The organism is Rhizobium etli 8C-3, assembly GCF_001908375.1.
In the GTDB taxonomy this organism is placed as follows: Bacteria; Pseudomonadota; Alphaproteobacteria; order Rhizobiales; family Rhizobiaceae; genus Rhizobium; species Rhizobium etli_B.
On sequence record NZ_CP017244.1, the window covers coordinates 1637899 to 1651232 of the forward strand.

Annotated in this window: 14 protein-coding genes and 1 pseudogene; 8 read left to right on the forward strand and 7 right to left on the reverse strand. The window is 59.5% G+C overall.

What is annotated here, in order from left to right:
* Position 1 precedes the first annotated feature (1 nt).
* Entirely contained in the window at positions 2 to 952 is a 951-nt protein-coding gene (locus tag AM571_RS32665; protein WP_074065072.1) for a LysR family transcriptional regulator, read from the reverse strand.
* A 185-nt stretch (positions 953 to 1137) separates the two neighbouring features.
* On the opposite strand from AM571_RS32665, the gene AM571_RS32670 reads away from it, so the two are divergent.
* From AM571_RS32670 to AM571_RS32695, 6 genes are all read left to right on the forward strand, one after another.
* The gene (locus tag AM571_RS32670) at positions 1138 to 2154 is read left to right on the forward strand and encodes an ABC transporter substrate-binding protein (protein ID WP_074065073.1); all 1017 of its coding nucleotides are present in this window, start codon (positions 1138 to 1140) and stop codon (positions 2152 to 2154) included.
* A 73-nt stretch (positions 2155 to 2227) separates the two neighbouring features.
* Positions 2228 to 3055 (forward strand): ABC transporter ATP-binding protein, encoded by an 828-nt coding sequence (locus tag AM571_RS32675; protein WP_074065713.1) that lies wholly within the window; start codon positions 2228 to 2230, stop codon positions 3053 to 3055.
* A 2-nt stretch (positions 3056 to 3057) separates the two neighbouring features.
* Positions 3058 to 3897 (forward strand): ABC transporter permease, encoded by an 840-nt coding sequence (locus AM571_RS32680; protein WP_074065074.1) that lies wholly within the window; start codon positions 3058 to 3060, stop codon positions 3895 to 3897.
* The gene (locus AM571_RS32685) at positions 3897 to 5210 is read left to right on the forward strand and encodes a cytosine deaminase (protein ID WP_074065075.1); all 1314 of its coding nucleotides are present in this window, start codon (positions 3897 to 3899) and stop codon (positions 5208 to 5210) included. Before AM571_RS32680 ends, AM571_RS32685 begins: the two co-directional genes overlap by 1 nt.
* Before the next feature lies 1 nt (position 5211).
* Positions 5212 to 6621 (forward strand): FAD-binding oxidoreductase, encoded by a 1410-nt coding sequence (locus AM571_RS32690; RefSeq protein WP_074065076.1) that lies wholly within the window; start codon positions 5212 to 5214, stop codon positions 6619 to 6621.
* Entirely contained in the window at positions 6618 to 7199 is a 582-nt protein-coding gene (locus tag AM571_RS32695; protein WP_074065077.1) for an NAD(P)H-dependent oxidoreductase, read from the forward strand. The genes AM571_RS32690 and AM571_RS32695 overlap by 4 nt, the downstream gene beginning before the upstream one ends.
* Here the strand turns inward: AM571_RS32695 and AM571_RS32700 are convergent.
* The 5 genes and pseudogenes from AM571_RS32700 to AM571_RS36740 form a co-directional block, all read right to left on the reverse strand.
* A complete protein-coding gene (locus tag AM571_RS32700; RefSeq protein ID WP_074065078.1) occupies positions 7196 to 7585 on the reverse strand; it encodes a RidA family protein in 390 nt (129 codons plus the stop codon). The two genes, AM571_RS32695 and AM571_RS32700, sit on opposite strands and share 4 nt — an antisense overlap.
* A 431-nt stretch (positions 7586 to 8016) precedes the next feature.
* Positions 8017 to 8334, reverse strand: a complete 318-nt coding sequence (locus tag AM571_RS36735) for a hypothetical protein (RefSeq protein ID WP_155774566.1) — start codon at positions 8332 to 8334, stop codon at positions 8017 to 8019.
* Positions 8335 to 8603: 269 nt separating this feature from the next.
* Positions 8604 to 8810, reverse strand: a complete 207-nt coding sequence (locus AM571_RS32710; RefSeq protein WP_074065080.1) for a KTSC domain-containing protein — start codon at positions 8808 to 8810, stop codon at positions 8604 to 8606.
* A gap of 269 nt (positions 8811 to 9079) precedes the next feature.
* Positions 9080 to 9673: a general stress protein gene (locus AM571_RS32715; RefSeq protein ID WP_074065081.1), complete on the reverse strand. Its 594-nt coding sequence runs from the start codon at positions 9671 to 9673 to the stop codon at positions 9080 to 9082.
* Between the two features lie 11 nt (positions 9674 to 9684).
* Positions 9685 to 9965 (reverse strand): annotated as a pseudogene (locus AM571_RS36740) (PepSY domain-containing protein).
* A gap of 356 nt (positions 9966 to 10321) precedes the next feature.
* On the opposite strand from AM571_RS36740, the gene AM571_RS36745 reads away from it, so the two are divergent.
* Positions 10322 to 10609: a hypothetical protein gene (locus AM571_RS36745; RefSeq protein WP_132659696.1), complete on the forward strand. Its 288-nt coding sequence runs from the start codon at positions 10322 to 10324 to the stop codon at positions 10607 to 10609.
* Positions 10610 to 10636: 27 nt separating this feature from the next.
* The gene (locus AM571_RS37890) at positions 10637 to 10783 is read left to right on the forward strand and encodes an entericidin (protein WP_420493409.1); all 147 of its coding nucleotides are present in this window, start codon (positions 10637 to 10639) and stop codon (positions 10781 to 10783) included.
* A 351-nt stretch (positions 10784 to 11134) separates the two neighbouring features.
* Here AM571_RS37890 and paoC read toward each other — a convergent pair whose 3' ends face one another.
* Complete coding sequence (gene paoC, locus AM571_RS32730) at positions 11135 to 13333, reverse strand: aldehyde oxidoreductase molybdenum-binding subunit PaoC (RefSeq protein ID WP_074065084.1); 2199 nt, start codon at positions 13331 to 13333, stop codon at positions 11135 to 11137.
* Position 13334: the final 1 nt, after the last annotated feature.

Below are 13334 nucleotides of genomic sequence, written 5' to 3' on the forward strand. Positions count from 1 at the left end.
GTCAACCGGCTGCCGGCTTGTCGGGCGTGATGTGACCCTTGACCTGAAGTTCCTTTACAAGACCGGCAAGCTCTGCCAGCAGGTATTCCACGAACAGGCTGGTTGCAGCGTCCAGCGGCGCACGCACACGGGCAAACAACTTCATCGGCTGCTGGCGCGCATGCGGCTCGGCGACCGGACGGAAAACCAGTTCCCCCTTTCGGCACTCGGTGATCACGTCGAGCGGATTGAGCATCGATAACCCTGCCCCGCATTTCACCAGCTTCTTCAGCATCTCCGAAGCATTGGTCTCGAGCACCGGCTCGACATGAACATCGAGCCGCGCGAGGGCAAGATTGATCACTTCGCGCAGGCTGGTGCCCTGTTGGGCCAGCACCAGTCGTTCCTGCACCACGTCTGTCAGGTTGATCGGGCCGGGACCGATAAGCCGATGGCCAGGTGGCAGGACGACACCGATCGGGATATCGAAAGTTCCGAGAGTGCGTATTCCAGGTGTCGCCGGAATATTGAAGCCGAGGCCGATATCCACCTCACCCGACAGCACGGGATTGACCGTCATCGTGCCGGCATCATTCCTGATCTGGAAGAATACACGCGGATGCTCCAACTGAAATCGGCTGATGATTTCCGCCAGGGGCCCGGCGGCAAGCCCGACCGTCGTTACCAGACGCACCTTGCCCGCCTGCTGCATCCTCAGACTGCGGATGCGGCCCTCCAAACGATCGTAATTCTTCAGAACCTCACGAATGTGTTCTATGCACAGTTCGCCCGCCGCAGTCAGCCTGAGGCCGCGCGGCAGGCGCTCGAAGAGCGGAGCGCCCATTTCCGCTTCCAGCGCCAGGATCTGCCGATTGATGGCAGAGGAAGCGACGTTCAATCGCGCCGCTGCCTTGCGGATAGAGCCCGACCGCGCAATTTCGTTAATGTAGAGAAGCTTCCTGGAATGCAGCATCGCGCGCCCTCGGTGCATCAAATTTAAGCACGCAGCCCAAATTCGGAACGCGCACCGTTTGAGATGCCAAAAAGGCATCGTTGCGCACGAATTTTGATGCTTTTCAAAGAGCAACGCAATCGCTCAAATAAAGAAAATGGGATGCCGGTAGGGGCAATCCCTGGCACAATAGGGGAAAGCCGAACATGTCCAATGCACTGAAAAAGATTGCACTCACCGCATTGCTTGGTCTCGGGACCGCGATTGCCACGGCCGTGCCGGGCCACGCACTCGACAAGGTAAGCTATGGCACCAACTGGCTGGCGCAGGCCGAGCATGGCGGCTTCTACCAGGCGCTCGCCGACGGCACCTACGAGAAGTATGGTCTCGACGTCACCATCGTTCAGGGCGGGCCGAATGCAGCAAACAGCGCGCTGCTGATATCCGGCAAGATCGACTTCTACATGGGCGGTTCACAGGGCGAAATCACCGCCGTCGAGCAAGGCATTCCTTTGGTGGATGTGGCAGCCATCTTCCAGAAAGACCCGCAGGTGCTGATTGCGCATCCTGATGCCGGCATCGACACCTTCGAGGATCTGGCCAAGCTGAAGACGTTCTTCCTCGGCAAGGACGGTTACCTGACCTACTTCGAGTGGATGAAATCCAATTACAAAGGCTTCAAGGACGAACAGTACAAACCCTACAACTTCAATCCTGGACCGTTCATCGCCGACAAGGAGTCTGCCCAGCAGGGCTACCTGACGTCCGAACCCTACGAAATCCAGAAGCAGACCGGCTGGGAGCCGAAGGTGTTCCTGCTCGCCGACAACGGCTATACCCCATACTCCACGATGATCACGACGACCCAGATGATGATCGACACGAAACCGGACGTCGTCCAGCGCTTCGTCGATGCCTCGATCGAAGGTTGGTACAATTACCTCTACAGTGACAACAGCAAGGCGAATGAACTGATCAAGAAGGACAATCCGGAAATGACGGATGGTCAAATCGCCTATTCGATTGCCAAGATGAAGGAATTCGGCATCGTTGAATCCGGCGACGCCATGGACAAGGGCATCGGCTGCATCACTGGCGCGCACTACAAGAAGTTCTTCGACGAAATGGTGGCGATCAAGATCTTCAAGGCAGACACGGATTATACCAAGGCCTTTACGACCAAGTTCGTCTGCAAGGGCACCGGCATGTCGCTGAAAAAGTAAGCCACAGGGCTGTGTGAAGAGCTTGCCGCGCCCCAGCGTCAAGCTGCATCCTCTTCAAACAAAGAGACCCGCAATGCCCCTAGCCGAAGTCCAGACGGCGCCGCTGGCTGAAAAACGCAAACGGCCGCTGGTCGCCATGCAATCCGTTTCGAAGGTTTTCTCCAGCGGGACGGTCGCGCTTTCCGGCATGTCGCTCACGGTCGAGACTGGCGAGTTCATCAGCCTGCTCGGCCCGTCGGGTTGCGGCAAGTCGACTGCGCTTCGCATCATCGCCGGCCTTGGTGATATCACGTCCGGCAGCATCGACTGGCCAAGTTCGCGCATCAACGCAAAGGGACTTCCCGAAGGCGATATCGGTTTCGTCTTCCAGGAGCCGACGCTGATGCCGTGGAAGAACGTCTTCGGCAATGTCCATCTGCCGCTGAAGCTGCGCGGCATTTCAAAGGCCGCGGCCAGCGATCAGATCATGAGCGCGCTCGCGACCGTCGGCTTGCAGGATTTCGCCGGCGCCTATCCGCGCGAGCTTTCTGGCGGCATGAAGATGCGCGTCTCGATCGCCCGTGCGCTCGTAACCAAGCCGAAACTACTTTTGATGGACGAACCCTTCGCGGCACTCGACGAAATCACCCGACAGAAGCTGAACGACGATGTATTGCGGCTCTGGAAGGAGACGGGCATCACCGTGATCTTCGTCACCCACTCCGTCTTCGAATCGGCCTATCTGTCTAGCCGCATCGTTGTCATGAAGGCGCGCCCCGGCCGGGTTCACGCAGATCTTTCGCTTGTGACGAGCCGCGAGCGCGACGCGCATTATCGCACCTCGGAAGAATACCGGCGCGCCTGCGAAACGGTCTCCCATTCGCTGATCGGGGCAATCAACGCTGCAAAGGAAGATCGTTGAAGATGGACACAGCCGACGCCTTCGCGCCGTCGATCCCCAATCGGCCTAACCCCAAGCGGCGTGATTTGGCGCTTCGCATCTCCGTACCCTTCGCCGTCATAGCCGTCGTTGTCCTGATTTGGGGGCTCTATGTTAAGCTCTCCGGTGTTCCGCCCTATATTCTGCCCGGACCAATCGCCGTGGCCAATGCCTTTGCCACGGATTGGGGCACGCTCGCCCCCGCTCTTTGGGTCACGACCAAGATCACCTTCATGTCGCTGATGCTGGCACTGTTCGGCGGCGTTGGTTTTGCGATCTTCCTCGTTCAATCCCGGTGGATCGAGATCGCCTTCTACCCGCTTGCAGTGATCCTGCAGGTAACACCGATTGTAGCTATATCGCCTCTCATCCTCATTTACGCACCATCGACGCAGGTGGCGCTCCTCATCTGCGCTTTCCTCGTTGCCTTCTTTCCAATCCTTTCCAACATGGTCCAGGGCCTGAAAAGCGTCGATCACAATCTGATCAATCTCTTCGAACTTTACGGTGCCACGCGTTGGCAGACGCTGCTCTATCTCAAGCTGCCTGCAGCCCAGCCCTATTTCATGACAGGGCTGAGGATCGGTGGCGGGCTTGCGCTGATTGCCGCTGTTGTGGCGGAATTCGCCGCCGGCTCAGCCGGCGCCGGTTCCGGCCTCGCCTTTCGCCTGCTCGAGGCCCAGTATCGGCTGAACATACCCCGACTCTTCGCGGCGTTGCTGATGCTGTCGCTGCTCGGCGTCGCAATCTTTGCCGTCACGTCCTTCATCTCGTGGCTCAGCCTGCATCGCTGGCATGAAAGCAGCCTGAAACGGGAAAACTGATGACCTATTCCTTCATCTCACCTCCGAATGCCGGCCGATTCGTGCTGAGCAATGCCACGCTTCCGGCGGCAGCCGTCAGCGGCTACGCCGCACCGACCGAAGAGGGTCTCGTCCGAGCCGACATCGTCGTCACGGACGGTCTGGTTTCCGCCCTTCTGCCACCAGGCGAAGCATCGGCCGACTATGCAAGGTCCGATCTTAGGGGCGGCATGGCCTGGCCATGCTTCGTGGACGCTCATACGCATCTCGACAAGGGACATATCTGGTCCCGCAACGCCAACCTCGACGGCACCTTCATGGGAGCGTTGGAGGCGGTGCGCGCCGATCGGGAGGCGCATTGGTCCGCCACAGACGTCAGAATGCGAATGGAATTCTCGCTACGCTCCGCCTACGCCCACGGCACCAGCCTCATCCGCACGCATCTCGATTCTATCGATCCGCAGCACAGGATTTCCTTCGACGTCTTCGACGAGGTGCGGGAGGCCTGGAAGGACAGGATTGCACTGCAAGCTGTCGCGCTTTTTCCCATGGAACTGATGACAGATGCGGCCTATTTCGCCGATCTCGTGACGGTCGTTCGCAATCAAGGCGGCCTGCTCGGCGGGGTCACGAAGATGGGACCAGACCTCGCCTGGCAGTTGGACAGGCTTTTTCGTGCCGCAGCAGACAATGGGCTCGACGTCGACCTGCATGTAGACGAAACGGACGATCCGGGCGCTGAAACGCTAAAAGCAATCGCCGCCTCGGTGATCCGCAACGGCTTTCAGGGCAAGGTCACGGCAGGCCACTGCTGCTCGCTCGCCCGACAGGACGACGGTCTTGCCCAGCGAACTGTCGAACTGGTCGCAAGGGCCGGCCTGTCGATCATCTCGCTTCCGATGTGCAACATGTATCTCCAGGACCGCCATCCGAACCGCACGCCACGATGGCGTGGGGTGACGCTCTTCAAGGAGCTTGCCAAAGCCGGAATCGAGACCGCCGTCGCGTCCGACAATACCCGCGACCCGTTCTACGCCTATGGCGATCTTGATCCGGTCGAGGTTTTCCGCGAGGCGGTACGCATCCTGCATCTCGATCATCCTCTGGATACGGCCGCTCGAATCATCACCACGTCACCAGCGTCGATCGTCGGCCGCCCGGATATCGGCCGGATCGCCCCCGGAAGCCCGGCCGACCTCGTCCTCTTCAGCGCCCGGCGCTGGAGCGAATTTCTCTCCCGTCCGCAGTCTGACCGCGTCGTGCTTCGGCGCGGCAAGGTGATCGACCGCAGCCTGCCGGATTACCGTGAACTCGATAGTGTCGTTGGAGCCTGACATGCCGGATTACGAAAAGATCAAAGAGCAGCTTGCAGGCATAGCCATCGAGGACAATCCTGCGCTCGTGCGTCAAAAGAGCCGCGATTTCTACTGGTACTCGCCGATCCTGAAGGCCCAGCTCGACAACGTGACCGCTGATCTCGTCGTTACGCCGAAAAACGAAGCCGAAGTAATCCAGGTGCTGAAGGTCGCCTTTGCACACGGCGTACCCGTAACGCCGCGCGGCGCCGGCACCGGCAATTACGGCCAGGCAATGCCGCTTTCCGGCGGCATCGTGCTCAATCTTGCGGCCATGGACAAGATCAAGGAAATCCATCCTGGGCGCGTCATCTGCGAGCCGGGCATCGTCATCGCGCAACTGGACAAGCAGACGAAGGCCCATTCCGGCCAGGAACTGCGCTTCCACCCGTCGACGGCCCAGACCGCAACGATCGGCGGCTTCATTGCTGGCGGCTCCGGCGGCGTCGGCTCGATCACCTGGGGTGGACTGCGCGACCTCGGTAATATCCTGCGGCTGCGCGTCGTTACCATGGAAGCAGAACCGCGGGTACTCGACCTGACGGGCTGGGACCTGCAGAAGGTGAGCCACGCCTATGGTACGAACGGCATCATCACCGAGATCGAAATGCCCCTCGCGCCGGCCTACGACTGGGTGGACGTGCTGGTCGGTTACGACGATTTCATGACGGCCGTCCGCTTCTCCGATAAGCTCGCGCGGTGCAACGGCATCCTGGTCAAGGAAATCGCGCCCATTGCCGCCCCGATCCCGCATGACTATTTCACCCGCCACAGGCCCTACATCCGCAAGGATCAGTCACTCGTCGTCTTGATGATTGCCCCGCATTCCATGGATGCGTTCCTTGCCTTTGCGGCATCGCAGAACGGCGAGATCATTTTCCGTTCCGACAAGGTGGAGAGCATGCGGGGTCTTCCGCATGCCTACGAGCTTGCCTGGAATCACACGACGCTCCGTGCGCTGAGGATCGACCCGAACTTCACCTATCTTCAGGTCCAGTATCCGGGACCGGACCATGTCGAGAAGGTCCGCAAGATGGTCGAAATCTTCGGCGATGAAGTGCCGGGGCATCTCGAATTCATCAGGTTCGACGGCCAGATCCAGTGCTCCGGCCTGCCGCTGGTGCGCTACACGAGCGAAGAGCGGCTCGAGGAAATCATTCAGATCCATCAGGATCATGGATGCCCGATCTTCAATCCGCACCGCTATACGCTGGAGGAGGGCGGCATGAAGCGGACTGACAAGATCCAGCTTGCTTTCAAGCATGAAACGGACCCAAAGGGCCTGCTCAATCCCGGCAAGATGATTGCCTGGGAGAACCCCAATTTCGACTTCTCGGCAGGCAAGAACTATCTGTTCCCGGGTCTTGCCAGCATCATGGAGCCTTCATGAGGGTTCTCGTCCTTCATTCCCATCCGGTTAAATCAAGTTACGGTGCAGCGCTTTACCGACAGACGCTCGAAAGTCTCGCAACGGCCGGACACAGCGTCGATGGCTGCGATCTTTATGCGGAAAGCTTCGATCCGGTGCTCTCCTGTGGCGATCGCCTCGTCTATCACGAATATCCGGAGAATATCGCGCTGGTGAAAACCTATGTCGATCGCCTCAAGCAGGCGGAAGGGCTCGTCATCGTCACACCCGTTTGGAATTTCGGTTTCCCGGCGATCCTCAAGGGATATTTCGACCGCGTGTGGCTGCCGGGTGTATCTTTCGAGCTGGTTGACGGACAGGTGCAATCGCGGCTGCGGCACATCCAAAAACTGGCAGCCGTCCTGACTTACGGCGCCACGCCTTTTCGCGCCTTCGTCGCCGGCAATCCGCCGAAGAAGATCGTCAAGCGGGTGCTACGCGCCCAGATAAACCCGCTGAAGCCTGTGACTTTCCTCGCCCACTACGACATGAACAACTGCACGGCGGAAACGCGCGCTGCATTCCTTGGCAAGGTGAAGACGGCAATGGAGCGATTCTAGAAAACTTTAGCAGCCGTCACTTCGACCTCGACCAGAAATTCCGGCCGGGTGAAGCCACTGACGATGATCAGCGTCGACGTGGGCTTCACGTCCGCGGTAAAGCGGTCGCGGACGGCCATATAAGCTGGGAAATCCTCGCGCCGCGTCACGAATCCCGAAATACGGATGACATCGGCAAAGCTCATTTCTGCCTCTTCGAGTATAGCCCTAATCGCTTCAAAGCACATCTCGGCCTGCCCTGTCACAGTCCCGGGCACCGTCTCATCAAGGCAGATCCCGAGTTGGCCGGATGTCACCAGCAACGAAGCTCCCGGGGGCACCAGGAGGCCGTGATTATAGTTTCCGAAGGGTCGGCGGACCGACGGTGGATTGAAAACTTTCGTCATGGAAGTGCCTCGTTCGAAACCTATCGTTAAAGCGAAAACCGTCGTGTTCCAAGACCTTATCTTTCTGACCGAAAGGGCAAAATCCACCGTTGACCACAGACCATGGGGCCAATCGCTGCCGCGTCGTCCCAAGCCATTCCAGATGGGCTGGCGGAGAGGCGGCCTGGCCCCGTTCTCCTTAAGCCGCAGGCCTTCGAAGCCCAGTCCTCAATTTTTGTTGTCCGGTCATCGAACGGAACCCTTTGTCGACTGCACCCAAGTAGCGTAAAATCGACCTTCCGGCCCAATGAGGATGGTCAATGAGGGGACGATACTCCAGACGATCCAAAGCTTGCTGCCTTGCAATAGCAATCTCGTTTTCGTCTTATGCTCCAGTCTCAGCAGACTGCCGATCAGCCCTCGACAGCCCGGAGTGGCCACGGATTGCCAGGTCAATTGCCTCCTTGCAGCTGTGCGAACAGATTCCAGTCGGCCCAAATCAAACAGCCCGGTTTCAGGTGGAATCGGTCGATTTCTGTTCCGTTTCGAACGGTGTCTCCTCGGTCACCGCACGGGCATTGCTGACCTGCGAGGCTGAGCCAGAGGCGCTTTTCCAGACGCCACCCCTCGACAGTCAAGTTGTGGCCACGATAACGCTTGATACTGTTGAATGCCGGATAAGAGATACGAATCTTGAAATCAGCGGCGAAATTGGCGCCCTCTTGTCCGGACTGACAGAAACTCAAGAGATCGCCCGCAATTGGGCTCAATCGCAGCTCTCACTCCTGTGCGCAATGTACCGATGAGGAAATGTCCCCTGCCGATCCGAGCTTTGCTGGTCATTAGGTGTTTTTCGAGAACGAGCAGCACGTTTGGCACGAATTTGCATTTTGCGATCGGCACGGTCGGCCGTGCAAATGGCCGCTAGGCCCAACAATCCGACGCTCGCTGACAACACCTGCCATATACGGGCGTCCAGTTACCATTGGCTCGGACCCTTGTCGTCACACCCTGCAGCGTCACCCTCGGAGCTAAAACCTCACTCCTCCTTGAAAATTCGATATGTGAAACGATTTCGGATATGGGCGTTGAAGAACCGTCCCTTCGAAAAGGCCCGTCTAAACGCCTCATATGTCTCGGGAGGAACATCCTCGTAGTCGTAGCGGTTCTCGCTGGTGACCAACCAGACCGAGAGAGTGCGCGTCGCCGCGTCATAATTGGTCTCGCGGATCAAATGCGAAGGCATTGCCCCTCCATCGGTCAGCCGTCTTACTCAATCGCTTCTGGCACAGGTTGCCACCTGAAGGCGGCGCACCCATGGGAGCCCGCATGTGACCGGGTAACATCGATCCACGTGCCACATGTGCTCGTTGCAACGACTGACGCATCACAAGGCCTGGTCTTGAGCCGAGCTCGATCGCCAGTCGTCTTGTCGCAGCTTGCGGAAAAGGGTCCCAGGTCGCACGACATCATGAGCAGAATCTTCTCAAAAATTCGTACCCTCAATCCCGCTCACTAGAGTGAGGCACGATATCGGTTCCGTTCCTGTTCGATCTGCTCGGGGCTATAGGGATCGAGGCTGTCGTCGAATCGCGTCCAGCCCTCCTCCATATAGGCGCGGCGGCGTTCGGCAGGATCCACCCAACTGGAGCGGCGCAGGATGGCTTCGACTTCGCCGACCCTACCCTCGTCCACTCTTGCACTTACGAGCGTCCCACCCCGACGTACGCCCTCTGCATAAAGGTGAGCATCCTCTTCGGATACGCCCGAGCTGGTGAGGGCTCCGATCAAGCCGCCCGCAGCTCCGCCAGCCAATGCACCGGCAGCGGCGCCAGCCGCCGTCGCGACCAGCCAACCCGCTGCGACGACAGGCCCGACGCCTGGAATGGCCATCAGGCCCAACCCTGCAAGCAGTCCGCCGGTGCCACCCAACGCCGCGCCGATACCGGCGCCAGTCGCCGCACCTACGGCTGCGCCAGAGGTTTTGTCCTTTTCGCCATTGTTCGAGATGAGGCTGATATCATCCGAGGGAATGCCAGCCGATTCCAATTCATCCACGGCCGAGCGCGCGTCAAAATAGTCATCGAATAGTCCAGTTACGGTTCTCATTGTTCTCTCCCTTATTTGGCGATCACGTTTCCTTGGTAGTCGAGTGCGATCGATACCGATTTGCCGTCCTTGGCGGCCGACGCCGTCATCGGTGTAACCTGCATTCTCCATGCGCTCCTTGGCCTGGGCCTCGGTAAAGCTGTTGGCCCCTTCGAGTGGGGCGGCCGGGTTTTTTGTCCCCGGTCACGACAGCAGGCGTGTTTGCCTTCGACGAGGGAGCGGGGCTGTCTGGGCAAATGCCGAGAGCGCGGGGTCCCGAAAGGGCCACCATCACGAGGATGATGTTTTTCATCGGTTTCGGATCTCATGTCCTATCCATGACCGCCGAACACCACGGTGCGCTTTAAGTTCCAGCCGCTTGTGGCAAGACCTGCATGGCGATCCGGGGTATCATCGCCGAAAGCGGAGAGATCATCAAAAATCGAAGCTCAGCCGCACTCGAGGCAAAACTGATCCCTGCGACCGAGGCCATCGAACATTTTCGAAATCGTGAACCAAGGCTCGCTGATCGTCTCGGTCAAGGAACTGGTCGTGCAAGAACGGGAATTGATATGACCACAGTAACGACCTCCAGGCACCGTACTTCTTCTCGCCGCCAGGGAACACACGCCCTCCCCGGCAGTTCTCCTCTCATGGAAGGAGATCATCATGATCAGCGGAACAAAAGGTGCCCGATGGGAGGGTGTCAATGAAAACGGAGGACGGCCTTTATGCCTGCGTGCCGGGCAGAAGGAACGCCGGCAAGAGGGCAAAGGCATTGAGTACCGGAGCCAGGCTCCGAAAATCGGCCAGGGCGTAGCCGGTGCCAAGGCAGACGAGCTTGCGAGGATGAACGCGCTTCGCGAAGCTGCCCGCCGGCACACCGATATATTTCTCTCCGACAGTACCAAGGATGTCGACCAACAAAAGGCGTCGCGAAATCGCAAACAGCCTTAAACTCCGAGGATCGATGCAATGTTTCTGATGACAAGAATTGCCGCCGCCTGCTGCGTTGTTCTCGCCCTTTCCTCTTGCGGGAACACTATCCGCGGCGTCGGGCGTGATGCTGCCAATACCGTGGATGCCACCCAGAGTGCCGGAAATCGGGTCGGCAAAGCGGCGGCGAACTGAGGGGGCCCGATTGGCGCCCCGTTCGCGGCCACCCCTGGGCCAAATTCGCGGTCGGACATTCAGCCGGCCGACCGGAGCGATTTTGTTTCCGTCCTGACGACGCAATGACGCTTGAGGGCCAACTCGTCAACGCTGCCCGTGTCGCATGACGGTTCGGGGCGCCACGCTTCACGTCCACCTCAATCGTTCGGGCTCAATCGTTCGGGCGATGCCATTACAGACTTGATGTTCTCAGGAGGCAGCGGCCGAATAGGGTCGTGCAATGCTCACCGCGATGGTCGCGGCCAAGGCGTCGAAACGCCGCCGATGGCTGTTGCCCGGCGGAGGTTGCAATCGTGACCAGCGCCTGCGCTAAGCAGCGTCTGGAAGGCCGCCGATCAATTTGTCGAGCGTGATCGGATAGTGCCTCACCCTGACGCCGGTCGCGTTATAGACCGCATTGGCGATTGCGGCAGAGACACCGCAAAGCCCGAGCTCGGCGATGCCCTTGGCCTTCATCGGTGACGACATCACATCAGTCTCGTCCAGGAAAATCACATCCTGATGGGGTATGTCGGCATGCACCGGCACCTCGTAGCCGGCAAGGTCGTGATTGACGAAGAAGCCACGACGCGTGTCGACGGCCAGTTCTTCGGAAAGAGCCCCGCCCGCTCCCATGGTCATCGCACCGATCACCTGGCTACGCGCGGTAATCGGATTGAGAATGCGTCCTGCCGCGCACACTGCCAGCATCCGTCTGATGCGCGTTTCTCCCGTGGCGACATCCACCCCCACCTCGACGAAATGCGCGCCGAAAGTCGATTGCTGGTACGTTTCGGAAAGCTTGCCCCACTCGATCGTATCTTCGCCAACCAATCCCTCGACGCCCGCTGCCTCCGACAGCGGCACCGAGCGGTTGCCGGAACGGACCTCGCCGTCTTCGAAGACGACGTCGTCGGAATTGAAACCAAGTTTCTGGGCTATGGCTTCCCTCAGCTTCACACAGGCAGCGTAGACACCCGAAGTCGAACAGTTGCCGCCGAACTGCCCGCCGGAGCCGGCGGACACCGGAAAGCGGGAATCGCCAAGCCGGACCGCGACCTTGTCGACGGTGACGCCCATCATCTCGGCCGCAGTCTGCGCGATGATGGTGTAACTGCCCGTTCCGATATCGGTCATGTCAGTTTCGACGGTAACGATCCCTTCCCGGGCAAGTCGCACGCGCGCTGCGGAAGGAAGCAGCAGGTTGTTGCGAAATGCAGCAGCAACGCCAAAGCCGATCAGCCAGTTGCCCTCGCGCTTCGACCCCGGCCTTCCTCGCGCAGCCCACCCGAAGCGCTCGGAGCCGAGCTTCAGACATCCGGCTAGATCGCGATGTGAGAACCGCCGCTCGGGCTTTTCGGGATCGACCTGGGTGTCATTGATAAGCCTGAACTGCACGGGATCGAGACCGAGCTTCTCGGCCATCTCGTCGATGGCGATCTCCAGCGCCATCATACCGGGCGCTTCGCCCGGAGCACGCATGGCGTTGCCCTCGGGAAGGTCGAGCCTCGCCAAACGCATCGCCGTCATGCGGTTGGCGCCGGCGTAGAGCAACCTGGTCTGGTTGACGGCCGTTTCGAGCTGACCGCCTTCAAGATCGCCTGACCAGCTTTCATGGCCGATCGCGATAATCTTGCCGTTGCGCTCCGCGCCGATGCGGATACGCTGGATGGTCGCCGGGCGGTGGGTCGTGTTGTTCACCATGAACGGACGCGGCAGTGCCACTTTAACAGGTCGTTTGGCAGCCTTTGCTCCAAAGGCGGCAAGGACGGCATCGGCACGCAGAAACAGCTTTCCTCCGAACCCGCCGCCGATGAATGGCGAGATCAGATGAATTTTCTCCTTTTCCACGTCGAGGGTGGTCGCCAGGTCTGATCGCCACCAGTCTATCATCTGGCTCGAGGTCCAGACGCTCAGCTCGTCGCCATCCCAGGCTGCAATGGAGGCATGCGGCTCCATCATCGCGTGGGACTGGTCCGGCGTCGTGTAGGTTTCGTCGAGCGTGATCGGAGCCGTCCTGAAAGCCGCATCGAAGTCGCCGGCAGCTGAGTCCGGCTGCTGGGACTCGTCCGGCCTCACCGCCGCCTCCTTCGCTTCTGTGAGGTCGAAGACGCCCTCTTCTTCGGCATAGTCGACCTCGACCAGCGCTGCGGCGGCGCGGGCTTGTTCGAAGGTTTCGGCCACGACAACGGCGATCGCCTGGTGGTAATGCTGGATTTCGTCACCTCCGAAGAGCTTGGCGGTGTTAAACTTGCCCTTCTTCCGTTCGCCGACTTCAAGGGCGGTCACGACGGCGATGACGCCTAAGGCTTTTTTCGCGGCAGAGACATTCATGGATTTGATGCGGCCCTTGGCGATAGCCGCACCCAAGGGATAGCCGTAGGCATACGGCATATTTGGATCATGCCACTCGTAGGCGTAGGTCGCCCGGCCGGTCGTCTTGAGCTGGCCGTCGATGCGGTGGATTGGCTGGCCGACGACCTTGAGCTGGTCGATCGGGTTCATCGTTGCTGGCGTGTCGAACTGCATT

What these genes read in the sequence shown, in the direction of transcription:
- AM571_RS32710 (WP_074065080.1), bottom strand. Translation starts at nt 8,810, where the DNA reads ATGCCTTCGCATTTGATCCGCGAGACCAATTATGACGCGGCGACGCGC.
- AM571_RS32700 (WP_074065078.1), bottom strand. Translation starts at nt 7,585, where the DNA reads ATGACGAAAGTTTTCAATCCACCGTCGGTCCGCCGACCCTTCGGAAAC.
- AM571_RS32695 (WP_074065077.1), top strand. Translation starts at nt 6,618, where the DNA reads ATGAGGGTTCTCGTCCTTCATTCCCATCCGGTTAAATCAAGTTACGGT.
- paoC (WP_074065084.1), bottom strand. Translation starts at nt 13,333, where the DNA reads ATGCAGTTCGACACGCCAGCAACGATGAACCCGATCGACCAGCTCAAG.
- AM571_RS32715 (WP_074065081.1), bottom strand. Translation starts at nt 9,673, where the DNA reads ATGAGAACCGTAACTGGACTATTCGATGACTATTTTGACGCGCGCTCG.
- AM571_RS32690 (WP_074065076.1), top strand. Translation starts at nt 5,212, where the DNA reads ATGCCGGATTACGAAAAGATCAAAGAGCAGCTTGCAGGCATAGCCATC.
- AM571_RS32675 (WP_074065713.1), top strand. Translation starts at nt 2,228, where the DNA reads ATGCCCCTAGCCGAAGTCCAGACGGCGCCGCTGGCTGAAAAACGCAAA.
- AM571_RS36745 (WP_132659696.1), top strand. Translation starts at nt 10,322, where the DNA reads ATGATCAGCGGAACAAAAGGTGCCCGATGGGAGGGTGTCAATGAAAAC.
- AM571_RS32680 (WP_074065074.1), top strand. Translation starts at nt 3,058, where the DNA reads ATGGACACAGCCGACGCCTTCGCGCCGTCGATCCCCAATCGGCCTAAC.
- AM571_RS37890 (WP_420493409.1), top strand. Translation starts at nt 10,637, where the DNA reads ATGACAAGAATTGCCGCCGCCTGCTGCGTTGTTCTCGCCCTTTCCTCT.
- AM571_RS32670 (WP_074065073.1), top strand. Translation starts at nt 1,138, where the DNA reads ATGTCCAATGCACTGAAAAAGATTGCACTCACCGCATTGCTTGGTCTC.
- AM571_RS32665 (WP_074065072.1), bottom strand. Translation starts at nt 952, where the DNA reads ATGCTGCATTCCAGGAAGCTTCTCTACATTAACGAAATTGCGCGGTCG.
- AM571_RS32685 (WP_074065075.1), top strand. Translation starts at nt 3,897, where the DNA reads ATGACCTATTCCTTCATCTCACCTCCGAATGCCGGCCGATTCGTGCTG.